This is a genomic window from Gordonia polyisoprenivorans NBRC 16320 = JCM 10675 (genome assembly GCF_000241325.1).
Taxonomy (GTDB): domain Bacteria; phylum Actinomycetota; class Actinomycetes; order Mycobacteriales; family Mycobacteriaceae; genus Gordonia; species Gordonia polyisoprenivorans.
This window is the reverse complement of record NZ_BAEI01000059.1, coordinates 88,012-100,209: the sequence shown is the minus strand read 5'-3', so window position 1 is coordinate 100,209 and position 12,198 is coordinate 88,012. Positions and strand designations below refer to the sequence as shown.

Here is a 12,198-nt window from a genome sequence, read left to right as displayed (position 1 = left end):
TGCCCCGCGCCGATCGCGTTCAACGGAGCGAGGACCAGAGCGTGGCGCCGGCTGCATCGTCGATGCGGACCTGCGGGTGGTCGTCGAGATCGATGTGGACGTCGATCCATTCGCCGCCGTGCGCGGCACTGCTGCGGTAGCTGTATCGCGTGTTGGTCAGCGTCAACGACTCGGTTCTCGCCGTGACGAGCCACGGGTGCCTGCGTCGTAAACCGATCAGATCCTGGTGCGCCCGCATGATGTCGCGGCCCCAGTCCGCGAGCTCTGCCGGGGTGTCGGGAAAGGCCGGTCGGACCGCGTCGTCGCCGCCCACCCGCTCCTCCTTGATCCCGGTGAATCCCTGCTCGTCGCCGGAGTACACCGACGGGACACCGCCGACGGTGAGCAGGATCGCCGCGGCGAGAACGGCATGATCGGGTCCGACGAGGCTTGCGATGCGGGTGACGTCGTGATTGCCGACGAAGGTGTTCGGCACGAACCGCGCCAGGAATTCGTTGTGGCGCACCAGGGCCCAGTTCAGTTCGAACAGGTTGCGGTCGGCGATGGCCGACCAGATCGCCTTCCACAGTTCGTACTGGGTCACCGAGTCGACGCCGGAGGAGGTGACGAAGGCGCTGTAGTCGCCGTGGATGACCTCGCCGAGGAACCAGGCGTCGCCGTGCCTGCCGCGGACCTCGGGTAGCACCCGACCCCAGAAGTCGACGGGGACCGAATACGCGGCGTCCAGCCGCCAGCCGTCGATGCCGCGGTCGAGCCAGTGGTTCATCACGGCCACCGCGTGGTCGGCGGTGCGCGGGGACGCATGGTTGAGGCGCACCAACGACGAATGCCCCTCGAACACGCGGGGTCGGGGCCCGCCGTCGGCCGCCCAGTCGATGTCGAACATGTCGGCCTCGGACCCGGGTCCCTCATGCAATGCACGCAGTACCGCCGGGTGCTGATCGCCGATGTGGCTGAAGACCCCGTCGAGGACCACCCGCAGTCCCCGTGCCCGACACTGCGCGACGAGATCGTCGAAATCCTGCTGCCGGCCGAGGCGGGGATCGATCCGGAACGGGTCGACGACGTCGTAGCCGTGAGCCTGCGAGGCGAAGACCGGACCCAGCAACAGCCCGGAGGCGCCGAGTTCGACGGCGTAGTCCAGCCAGTTCAGCAGACGGCGCAGTCGGGGAGCCGGGGCCGCGTCGTGGTCCCGGATCGGTGCGCCGCAGAATCCGAGAGGGTAGACATGCCACCAGATGGCGTGATCGATCCACCGCATGGTCGGGCCTCCTGTCGTGCCTCGGCAAAGGGCTGGGACGGATCGGTGTCCGGGCGGAAGCGGTCTCAGGGCTTTCCGACGACGCTGGAGCCGTACACCTTGAGGGCACGATAGGCGACGGTGAAGGTGGCTTCCCGATAGGACTCGCCGATCTCACCGTCGTGCGCGACGACCACCGGCTCCTCGGAGCTGAACGAGAACTCCGGGACCTGCATCTCCCGGTAGGAGCGGGAGCGCTGCAGGCGGCCGCTCAACAACCCGAAGACCAGCCGCGCGAACGCCCACCGTCCGCCGGCGACGAGGAAGCGGACGTCGAGGAGTCCGTCGTCGAGGCGTTCGCGACGGGCCGGGGCGAAGCCGGATGAGCCGTACATCGAGTTGCCCAGCAGGAACAACGTGACGTCGAGGTCCTCGCCGTCCACCCGGATGCGTTGCGGTCGGGAATGGCGCAGGACATGCAGGATCGCCAGGGTGCTGGCCAGTGCCTTTCCGGTCCGGCCTTCGTGGCGTTCGCGTGCACGCACGAAATGCGGGTAGGAGCCGATGCTGGCGGTGTTCAGCACGACCCGATCCGACCCCAGCCACGCCGCGTCGACGCGGGTCACCTGCCCCTCACGCAGTGCGGCGATCGTGTCGTCGGCGGTCGTGGCCCCGATGTCGCGGGCGAAGTGATTGAATGTGCCGCCGGGGAAGACCGCGAGCGGGGTGTCGGTCGCCAGCGCCGCGGCCGCCGCGGTGGCGACCGTCCCGTCGCCACCGCAGACGGCGAGCACGTCGCAGTCCTCGGCGGCGTCGCGGGCGATCGCGGCGAAGTCGTCACCGGAGTCGAGCTCCACGACTCGGGCGGCGGTCAACTCGGCGCGGATCCGGTCGCGGATCCGCGCACCCCGGCCGTCGCCGGACGCCGGGTTCAGCAACACGGTCACGTTGGCGCCGTCGGTGACCTCCGGTGCCTCGTCACGGGTGGGTCGGGGGATCGAGATCCGGCGACGGGTGATCGGCGGTGCGATCTGGCCGCCCGCGGTCGCCACGGCCGCGCCGATTCCCAGGCCGATCGCCACATCTCCCGGATAGTGCACGCCGGTCGCCACCCGGGAGAAGCCGACGAGACCGGCCAGTGCCGACATCGCCAGTCCCGCAAGGGGACTTTCGATCGCCACGCCGGTGGCGAAGGCGGCAGCGCTCGCGGAGTGCCCCGACGGCAGCGAGTTGGAGGTCGGGAGTGTTCGGCTTCGGCGGGGCGCAGGCACCAGGGTGGCGGTCGGGCGGGGCCGTCGTCGCAGGCGCTTGGCGACCTGATTGGTGACCAGACTGGTGACGGCCAGCGAGCCGAGCCCTCGCACGGCACCGCGCTGCAGACCGGGCCGGCCGCTGGCGGCGAGTCCGATGGCGATGGCGATCCACAACTTGCTGTGGTCGGCCGCACGTGTCAGCGGTGGCATCGTGGCGTCGAGCAGCGGGCTGGGGGAGCGGGCGATGGAGTCGTAGACGGCGGCGTCGAGGGACCCGAGGCCGCGGGTCACGCGATCGGCTCGCCGCGCGACCGCTCGGGCACGGAGGCGGTCGACGAAGGTGCGGGGCATGGTTGTCACGGTACTGGCCGGGCCCCGACAGCGGGCGAATCGGGCACAAACGAATCGGCTGTCGTCACGTGATCCGTGACGACAGCCGATGTCGTTGTGTTCGTTGCACTTCCGGCGGTTGCGCCGGTCTCGAGGTTGGCTACTCGAGCGGGTTGCCGCCCTTTTCCTGCAGCTCGCGCAGGGCCTTGCGCTCGGCGAGTTCCTGCTCGTGCTCGTGCTCGATGTTGCGGTTCTGCTGCTCGGGCGGGTCGGCGAGCAGGATCGAACCCGTGCCGGGGGCACCGGAGGAGCCGAGTTTGTTCATCCGCTTCGGAACGGCTGCGCCCTCGTAGGGGAGCGGGATCGGATGACCGTGGCTGTCGACCGGGCCGAGCGGCTGATGCAGCTCGATGTACTCACCCTGCGGCAGGCGCTTGATGATGCCGGTCTCGATACCGTGGGCCAGGACCTCGCGGTCGCTGCGCTGCAATGCCAGCGCCCAGCGGTAGGCGACGAAGTACAGCAGCGGCGGGATGACGATCAGACCGATGCGGCCCGCCCAGGTCGTCGCGTTGAGCGAGACGTGGAACTTCAACGCGATGATGTCGTTCATGCACATCAGCGTGAGGATGATGTAGAAGCTGAAGGCCATCGCGCCGAGGCCGGTACGCACCGGGGTGTCACGCGGACGCTGCAGCAGGTTGTGGTGCGCGTCGTCGCCGGTGAGGCGCTTCTCGATCCACGGGTAGGCGAACATCACGCCGAACATCAACGTGATGATCACGACGCACCAGAACACCGCCGGAATCGTGTAATGACCCCAGTAGAGCTCCCAGTCGGGCATCAGACGCACCAGACCGTCTGTCCACATCATGTAGATGTCGGGCTGCGAGCCCGCCGAGACCTGCGCCGGGTTGTACGGGCCGAGGACCCACACCGGGTTGATCTGGAAGACACCGGCCATGATCGCGAGGACACCGGTGACCACCGCGAACATCGCACCGCCCTTGGCGGCGAAGACCGGCATGATGCGCACGCCGACGACGTTCTTCTCGGTGCGGCCGGGGCCGGGGAACTGCGTGTGCTTCTGGTACCAGACCAGCGCCAGGTGAGCACCGATCAGCGCGAGGATGATGCCCGGGAACAGCAGGATGTGCATCACGTACATGCGCGGGATGATGATGTCGCCCGGGAACTGACCGCCGAACAGCGCCCAGTGAATCCAGGTGCCCACCAACGGGATTCCGAGGACGATGCCGCTCATCGCGGCACGCACACCGGTTCCGGAGAGCAGGTCGTCGGGCAGCGAGTAACCGAAGAAGCCCTCGAACATCGCCAGGATCAGCAGCAGGCAGCCGATGATCCAGTTGGCCTCACGCGGACGCCGGAACGCGCCGGTGAAGAAGATGCGCGCCATGTGGATGATGATCGACGCCGCGAACAGCAGGGCCGCCCAGTGGTGCACCTGCCGGACGAACAGGCCGCCACGCACCTCGAACGAGATGTTGAGCGTGGTCTCGTAGGCGCGGGTCATCATGACGCCCTTGAGCGGCTCGTAATCGCCGTGGTAGATGACCTCGCTCATCGACGGATCGAAGAAGAAGGTCAGATACACACCCGAGAGCAGCAGGATGATGAAGCTGTAGAGGGCGACCTCGCCGAGCATGAAGGACCAGTGACTCGGGAAGACCTTGTTGATCTGCCGGCGCATACCGGCGGCGAGGTGGTACCGCGAGTCCACCTCTTCGGCCTGTGTGGCCATGCGGTCGGCGATGGTCATGAGTCACGCTCCCAGAAAGCCGGTCCGACGGGTTCGATGTAGTTGCCCTGGTTGTGGGCACGGTTGGCGACCAGGTACCCCTGATCGTTCACCGTTATCGGCAATTGCGCCAGTGCGCGTGCTGCCGGACCGAAGACCGGTTTGGCCGAGTCGAGTGCGTTGAACTGCGACTGGTGGCACGGGCAGAGGATGCGGTTGGTGCGCTGCTCGTAGAGCGAGGTCGGGCAGCCGAGATGGCTGCAGACCTTGGTGTAGGCGAAGTAGTCGCCGTAGTTGAAGCTCTCCTGGCCCTTGCGCTTGATCACGTTGGCCGCGTCGGCGGGACGCAGACGGATGAGCATCACCGGGTTGCTGACGTAACGCAGACCCCAGACGAGCTTCTCGCGGGACTCCTCGGTCTCACCGAGTCCGTCGGACACGCGCCACGGGAACACGGTCTCCATCGCCCCGGAGTCGAGGTCCTCGGGCCGGACGAGCGCCACCCGGTAGGGGTCACCGACGTCGCGACGCAGGAACACCGTCTCGGTGGGGTTCTCCTTGGAGTTGTAGATCGGTGACCAGCCCGAGTTCCACAGGGGAGCGTCGTCACGATCGGCCCACGGGTTCTTGATGATGCCGCCGACCGCGGCGATCACACCGGTGAAGGCGAGTGCGCCGAACGCGAAGATGCCCGAGCCGATGATCATCTTGCGACGACCGAGCGTGGAGGTGGTGCCGGAGTCCTTGAGCTCGGCGACGATGGTCGCCTTGTCGACGTCGCTGGAACCGGGCCCGTCGTGACGATCCTGTACGGAGATCTCCGACGGCAGGAACTTCTTGGTGATCAGCACCAGTGCGATGCCGATGGACAGGATCGCCAAACCGAAGGTGATGCCCAACAGCGGCGTGTTGAGCGTGTACCACCAGTAGTTCGGGTCGTCCGGCATGGCGAAGTGCCAGTGATTGAAACAAAAGACGACGAAGCAGGCGAGCGCGGAGATGCCCGAGATCGTCAGCCAGATGGCGACCTGACGCTCGGCACGCTTCTCGACACCGGTACCCGGCTCGGGGTAACGCTCGCCGCGGTGGATGATCTCGACACCGTCGAGGTTGGTGCCGAGTTTGACCAGCTCGTCGTTGCTCATCTGGTCGAGTTCGTCCTTGGTCGGGACGTCCTTATCGCTGACGGTCATGCTCGAGATCCCATCCACATCGCGGCGGCGACGATCGCCACAACCCCGACAAACCACATCACCATGCCCTCGCTGACGGGGCCGAAGCCGCCGATCCCGAGGCCGCCCTGCGGCTTGGATTCGGTGACGTACTTGATGAAGCCGATGATGTTCTTCTTCTCGTCCACCGACAGCTGGCGGTTGGAGAACTTCGGCATGTTCTGCGGGCCGGTGAGCATCGCCGTGTAGATCTGCTGTTCCTTGACGTCGGACAACGTCGGCGCGAACTTACCGCCGGACAGCGCACCGCCACGGCCGGTGAAGTTGTGGCATGACGCGCAATTGAGTCGGAACAGCTCGCCACCCTGGGCGAGGTTGTCGCCGCGGAGTGAATCCTGGGCGACGACGCGCACGCCGTTCTCGGTTTTGATCGAACCGTCCGGGTTGTGCTCGTAGATCACACTGGGACCACCACCCATGCCCTGGATGTAGGCACCGAGCTGGTCGATCTGGGCGGTGGTGAACTTCGGCGGCTTGCGCAGCGCCTGTGCCTCACCGCGAGCGGCGGGCATACGGCCGGTAGACACCTGGAAGTACACGGCCGCGTCACCGACACCGAGCAGCGACGGGCCGCGATCGGGCACACCCTGCAGGTTGGCGCCGTGACAGGTGACGCACGAGGTCTCGTACAACTGCTTGCCCGCACTGATCAGCGCGGCGTTGTCGACGTCGGCGGTGGCGACCTGCGGCTTGGGCGTCAGCAGCGACGCGATCATGCCGGCCATGAACAGACCGGCGAGCAACAGGATGGTGCCGCTGACACGTCGGCGAAGCTTGCGTCGTGCCTTCGACCGGCGGGCGGAACTCGCCGGGGTCGTCGACGGCGTCGCGACCGATTCGACCGCGTCAGTTGCGTCGCTATCCGACGATCGCGGTGGAGATGAACTCATCTCTAGTCTCTCTACTAGCGGACGGACTCTGGGCTGTGATGCGGGTTCACCCCGCGCAAAGCTCGGTTACTGCGCAGGGACTCCGGGTGCTCCCGGCGTGCCGCGCTCTCATCGGATGAAGTAGATCGTCACGAACAGGCCGATCCACACGATGTCGACGAAGTGCCAGTAATAGGACACGACGATCGCCGCGGTCGCCTGGGCCGGGGTGAACTTCGACAGCTTGGTGCGGATCAGCAGGAAGATGAAGGCGACCAGACCACCGATGACGTGCAGGCCGTGGAATCCGGTGGCCATGTAGAACACCGAGCCGTAGGCGCTCGAGGACAGCGTCGTGCCCTCGTGCACCAGGTGGTAGTACTCATAGCCCTGACCGCAGACGAAGAACGCGCCCATGAAGAAGGTCAGCAGGTACCAGCGGCGCAGTCCGAAGACGTCTCCGCGCTCGGCGGCGAACACGCCCATCTGGCAGGTCACCGACGAGAGGATGAGGACCGTCGTCACCGGGATGGCCAGGGCCAGATTGAGTTCGGTGGGCTCCGGCGGCCATCCGTCGACCGGATTGGCGTTGGCGCGCGCGACGAAATACATCGCGAACAAGCCTGCGAAGAACATCAGCTCACTGGACAGCCAGACGATCGTGCCGACACTCACCATGTTGGGCCGGTTGAGTGAGTGCACGCGCGCGGTGATGGCCGTTCCGGAAGTACCTACAGCGCTAGTCACAAGTTGAAGTATGACGGTTCGTAGTACGCGGTGACCACTTGGGTCCGAGATTGGTGGGAACTTTTTCTCTTCGCGCTGGTCGGCGCCGGTTGCGCGGGTGTCTCGGCGTGTCTGTGGGGCCCGTCGTGGTTTGCTCGGGGCATGGGTACTTCGCGATCGGGCCAGGAGCCGGACCCTGCGCCGCGGGACGTGAACGGCCGTCCGGTGTCCCGTTCGCGATGGCAACGACTCACCGCACGGATCGGTTCCCACCGCGAGTCGCAGGTGATCGACGTCGACGACGCCGACCTCGAGGTCGTTGCGTCGTGTGTCGACGACGCCGCGTCGAGTTCGACTGTGCTGGAAGGGTCTTCGTGGCGCCCGGCGGATCAGGCGGTGGTCCGGCATGTCCTGGCGCTGCCCACCTCGCGGGTGTCCGACGCGATCGCGGTTGCCGCGCTCGACGGGTACCGGCCGGTGCATCCGGAGCAGGACAGCCCGGTGCCCGACGGACACGAGACGGTGGTGCTGGCACGGGTGCAACTCGTCGACGCGCTGCACCTGTCGCAGGAACGATCGAGGATGGCCAGTCTCGGGTCGCGACACGGCGGTCGGGCAGTGGGGTGGCAGGTGCTGCAGCGCGCCGAGAAGGCGGACCACTCCGGCCGGTGAATGGGCGGGTGAAAGGCCGGGCCGTGGGGTGGGCCCCACAGCCCGGGGATTGTCGGGTCAGCCCTACAGTTCTTGGGGTGAGCAGCGCGCAGACGTACACGTGGCCGCAGATCCTCGGCCGGGTCACCGACGGCATCGACCTGACCGTCGATGAAGCGGCCTGGGCGATGAACGAGATCATGACCGACGGGGCGACCGGAGCACAGATCGCGGCGTTCGGGGTCGGGGTCAAGATGAAGGGCGCCGCGCCCGCCGAACTGCGTGGGCTGGCCGCGGCGATGTTGGAGCACGCGGTACCGGTGACCGTGTCCCGGCCCGCGATCGACGTGGTCGGCACCGGCGGCGACCGCTCGCACACCGTCAACATCTCCACCATGACCGCCGTCGTCATCGCCGCAGCCGGCGTCGCAGTGGTCAAACACGGCAATCGCGCGGCGTCGTCGAAGAGTGGTGGCGCCGACGTCCTCGAGGCGCTCGGCGTGTCGATCGGCCTGGGGGCCGCCGATGTCGGTCGCTGCGTCGACGAGCTGGGGATCGGATTCTGCTTCGCGCCCGTCTTCCATCCGGCGTTCCGTTTCACGGGGCCACCGCGTAGGGAGATCGGCATCCCGACGGTGTTCAACGTGCTCGGACCGCTGACCAACCCGGCGCGTCCCTCCCGCGGGCTGATCGGCTGTGCCTTCGCCGATCTCGCACCGGTGCTCGCCCAGGCCTTCGCCGAACGGGACGCGGCCGTGCTCGTGGTCCGGGGCGACGACGGACTCGACGAACTGACGACGACCAGCACCTCGACGGTGTGGCAGGTCGTCGATGGCCGGGTCGTCGAACTCGCCTTCGATCCGCGCGAACTCGGGATCGAACTCGTGGAGCTGTCCGCGCTGCAGGGTGGCGACGCCACCGCCAACGCCGCGATCGCCCGCGACCTGTTCGCCGGGGCGCGGGGACCGGTCCGCGACGCGGTGGTCCTCAACGCCGCGGGCGCCATCGTGTCGGCGGAGATGACCGAGGCCCACAGCGTCGACAGCCTCACCACGGCGATGGTGGCGGCGAAAGCGCGCGCCGAGGCCGTCATCGACTCCGGGGCCGCAACCGCGCTGCTCGATCGGTGGGCCGCCCGCTCACAGGAGCTGGCCGGTCGGCCGTAGACAGGTCACACCTCGAGTCACGTCGACTCGCGCTACTCCTCGCCGATGGAGAAGCCGCCCTCGACCTCCGAGCTGGAGTAGCTGCGGAAGGCGATGTGGGTGGCGGTGTGGGTCACCCCCGGTAGCCGGTTGATCCGGCCGGTCACCACGTCGGCGATCTCCGCGTGGTCACGCACCTTGATCTTGGCGATGAGATCGACGTCGCCTGCACACGAATACACCTCGGCGACGCCGCTGATGTCGGCGACCGCCTGCGCGGTCTCCGGGATGCGGTGAACGTCGGCGTGGATGAGGACGATGGCGGTGATCATGGCATCAGCTTAGGGCGTGGATCCCCCGGCCCGTTCCGCCTTTGCGCGCTGCGCCACGGCCTTCGGGTGCGGGGCCGGCGTCCGGCGGCGGGGCACGGCGGTCTCGGCGGCCGAGCGCGCCGCGGCCGCCCACTCGCCGCGGCACGCGGCCGATCCGACCGGTGACGCGAATCCCTCGGAACCGGCGACGATCCGCACGCCCGGCTCGCCGAGCCACCGGTACAGCAGTGCCGATTCCTCCGGGGACGCACCCAGCAGCGGCCCTTCCCCGGGTAGCACCGTCTCCGCGGAGGTGACCAACGCGTCGACGACCGGCATGGGGGCCACGCCCCGTCGGGCGTGCCCGGCCGAGGCCAGCCGACCGTGTCGGATCACGGCCAACTCCCAACCACCCGCGCCGTCGGTCCGGGCGACGACGATCTCCGCGATCCGGCAGAGCGCCGAGAGTCGCTGACAGCGTGCCAGCGTGTCGATGGTCGCGGCGACGCGATCGCGGTGACGTGCCGCGGTCTCGAACATCTGCGCGTCGGTGAGCCGATCGAGTTCGTCGATGAGCCTTGACAACAGAGCCGAGTCGCGGCCGGAGAGCAGATCGTGGGCGGCCTGTACCCGGCCGACGTAGTCGGTGACCGTCAGTGGACGGTCGGTGGCCGCGGCGCACCCGCCGAGGACGTCGCCACCGTCGGCGGGGGTCCGGCACCAATGGTGTGTCGCGGCGCCCGGCATCCGGGCCCGACAGGTGCGCAGTCCGGCGGCTCGTGAGATCAGCTCCGCGATCTCGGCGGCGCGGTTGCGATTGGCGACCGGTCCGACGGAGTCGGTGCCGGGGGTTCGGGTGATCTGCAGTCGGGGAAATCGCTCGCCGGTCAGCGTGATCCACCAGCCACGGTGGGGACGGGTGGAGCGCCGGTTGTAGGCGGGCGTGTGCGCGACGATCAACCGCAGTTCGCGGACCCCGGCCTCGAGTGCGTGGGCGCATTCGACGTGGTCGACGCGGACGGCGAGGTTGACCATCTCGGCGATCCGGGGTCGTGGGTCGGACCCGTTGAAGTACGACATCACCCGGCGTCGCAGATCCGTCGCGGTACCCACGTAGAGCACCTCGGCGGACGGTCCACGGAACAGGTAGACCCCTGGTCGTGCCGGAAGTCCTTCGGCGAGATGGCGTTTGGCGCGCAGGCGGGGGTTGCCGCGGGGTAGATAGGCGGTCAGGTCGGCGTAGGTGCGCACCCCCTGGTTGCCGATGCGCTCGAGGAGCCGATGCAGGACCTCCACGGTGGCGCGGGCGTCGTCGAGGGCCCGGTGCGTCGGACGCACCGAGACGTCGAACAGGTCGGCGAGGGCACCGAGACGGACGGTGGGGGCCTCGTCACGGGTCAGCACGCGGCGCGCGAGCCGGACGGTGCACAAGCTGGTGTGGAACGGCCAGGCCAGGTCGAGCCGCGCGGCGTTGTGGCGCAGGAATCCCATGTCGAAGCGCGCGTTGTGGGCCACCAGCAGGCATCCGCGCGCGAACTCGACGAAGGAGGACAACACCTCCCCGATCTGTGGGGCGTCGTAGACCATCGCGCTCGTGATCCCGGTCAGCGCGACGATCTGCGGCGGGATCGACCGCTGCGGGTCGACGAGGGTCGCGAACTCACCGAGCACCTCGCCGCCGCGCACCTTCACCGCGCCGATCTCGGTGATGGCGTCGCGGGCCGGATCGCCCCCCGTCGTCTCCAGGTCGACCACCACGATCGTCGTATCGAACAGGGACTGCTCGCCGAAGCCCGCGTCGTCGGTGTCTGCTCCTGCGCCGAGGTCGGCGAAGGAGAGCTGAGCCGTATCAACCACCACGCCGCGAACACTAGTTCGACCCACCGACAGCATTGGCTGGGGTGCGAGTGGCTGCTGTGATCGGTGTGTTCTCGGGCCCGTCGTCGGCGGCGCGCCGATTCTGTCGGTGGCCGCTTCTACTGTCGGCTGCGGTGGTCGACACCGGAGCTCGCCCGGCCCGTTGCGCAACGGGCCGGGACGGGCGGACCGGGATGAATCGCCCGCCGACACGTCCGACAGACAGCAAGTGAGATGGAGATCACAAATGTACATCGACTGCGCCAGCTGCCCGGGCCGTCACCGCGCGTGTGACGGCTGCATGATGAACCTCTTCGTAGAGCCTGTGACCAGCGGTGATGGGGACGATCTCGGTGGTCGACGGGTGGCCCGCGAGGTGGGGGATTCCGACGCCGAGATCTGCTCCGCGGTCGATGTGTTCGCTGCTGCTTCGATGGTGAGCACGGCGTCTGCACGATCGGCAAAACTTGCCATCGGCCCTGCATGCGGACCCGGTTCGCGCCCGGGTCTGCGGATTCTGCGAGCCGGTTAGCCGTCACCGCGAATCGGGCCCTTTGTCCCCTAGTGGACAGACACGCATCCGATTTCGTAACCTTTCCGAGACCTTCACAGAGCGTCCCGCTTCAAACCGAAGCGGTCTGGGGAGATCACCGCTCAATCGTCCGACGGACGAACCGGGGAACCACACGTTTTCGGAGCAATCCGGATTGGGGTGAGTCGCGCCCTGGACACAGTTGTGTCCGGATCGCGTAGGGCCATTCTCTCGGCCCGAACCCGACAGCTAACTCGGTAGGCGGTCAAGGGAGAACCAAAGGAGAACTCGTT

General features: G+C 67.8%; 10 protein-coding genes and 1 riboswitch. Of the genes, 2 read left to right on the top strand and 8 right to left on the bottom strand.

The genetic code is table 11. The features are described 5' to 3' along the window. Positions 1 to 19: 19 nt before the first annotated feature. From GOPIP_RS14980 to ctaE, 6 genes are all read right to left on the bottom strand, one after another. Positions 20 to 1,261: an alpha-amylase family protein gene (locus GOPIP_RS14980; RefSeq protein WP_006370547.1), complete on the bottom strand. Its 1,242-nt coding sequence runs from the start codon at positions 1,259 to 1,261 to the stop codon at positions 20 to 22. A 65-nt stretch (positions 1,262 to 1,326) separates the two neighbouring features. Then, a complete protein-coding gene (locus GOPIP_RS14975; protein ID WP_006370546.1) occupies positions 1,327 to 2,844 on the bottom strand; it encodes a bifunctional phosphatase PAP2/diacylglycerol kinase family protein in 1,518 nt (505 codons plus the stop codon). A 139-nt stretch (positions 2,845 to 2,983) separates the two neighbouring features. Further along, complete coding sequence (qcrB, locus tag GOPIP_RS14970; protein ID WP_006370545.1) at positions 2,984 to 4,603, bottom strand: cytochrome bc1 complex cytochrome b subunit; 1,620 nt, start codon at positions 4,601 to 4,603, stop codon at positions 2,984 to 2,986. Then, positions 4,600 to 5,775: a cytochrome bc1 complex Rieske iron-sulfur subunit gene (gene qcrA / locus GOPIP_RS14965; protein ID WP_006370544.1), complete on the bottom strand. Its 1,176-nt coding sequence runs from the start codon at positions 5,773 to 5,775 to the stop codon at positions 4,600 to 4,602. Before qcrA ends, qcrB begins: the two co-directional genes overlap by 4 nt. After that, positions 5,772 to 6,704 (bottom strand): cytochrome bc1 complex diheme cytochrome c subunit, encoded by a 933-nt coding sequence (qcrC, locus tag GOPIP_RS14960; protein WP_006370543.1) that lies wholly within the window; start codon positions 6,702 to 6,704, stop codon positions 5,772 to 5,774. The genes qcrA and qcrC overlap by 4 nt, the downstream gene beginning before the upstream one ends. Positions 6,705 to 6,812: 108 nt before the next feature. Further along, the gene (ctaE, locus tag GOPIP_RS14955) at positions 6,813 to 7,430 is read right to left on the bottom strand and encodes an aa3-type cytochrome oxidase subunit III (RefSeq protein WP_170320210.1); all 618 of its coding nucleotides are present in this window, start codon (positions 7,428 to 7,430) and stop codon (positions 6,813 to 6,815) included. Positions 7,431 to 7,571: 141 nt separating this feature from the next. On the opposite strand from ctaE, the gene GOPIP_RS14950 reads away from it, so the two are divergent. Then, entirely contained in the window at positions 7,572 to 8,081 is a 510-nt protein-coding gene (locus tag GOPIP_RS14950) for a hypothetical protein (RefSeq protein ID WP_006370541.1), read from the top strand. A 77-nt stretch (positions 8,082 to 8,158) separates the two neighbouring features. After that, entirely contained in the window at positions 8,159 to 9,226 is a 1,068-nt protein-coding gene (gene trpD / locus GOPIP_RS14945; protein WP_006370540.1) for an anthranilate phosphoribosyltransferase, read from the top strand. A 32-nt stretch (positions 9,227 to 9,258) separates the two neighbouring features. On the opposite strand, the gene GOPIP_RS14940 is transcribed toward trpD, so the two are convergent. Both GOPIP_RS14940 and GOPIP_RS14935 read right to left on the bottom strand, forming a co-directional pair. Then, entirely contained in the window at positions 9,259 to 9,537 is a 279-nt protein-coding gene (locus GOPIP_RS14940) for an Lrp/AsnC family transcriptional regulator (RefSeq protein ID WP_006370539.1), read from the bottom strand. A gap of 9 nt (positions 9,538 to 9,546) precedes the next feature. After that, positions 9,547 to 11,409, bottom strand: a complete 1,863-nt coding sequence (locus GOPIP_RS14935; RefSeq protein ID WP_035728119.1) for a DEDD exonuclease domain-containing protein — start codon at positions 11,407 to 11,409, stop codon at positions 9,547 to 9,549. Positions 11,410 to 12,014: 605 nt separating this feature from the next. Next, a riboswitch (cyclic di-AMP (ydaO/yuaA leader) is annotated at positions 12,015 to 12,184 on the top strand. Positions 12,185 to 12,198 lie beyond the last annotated feature (14 nt).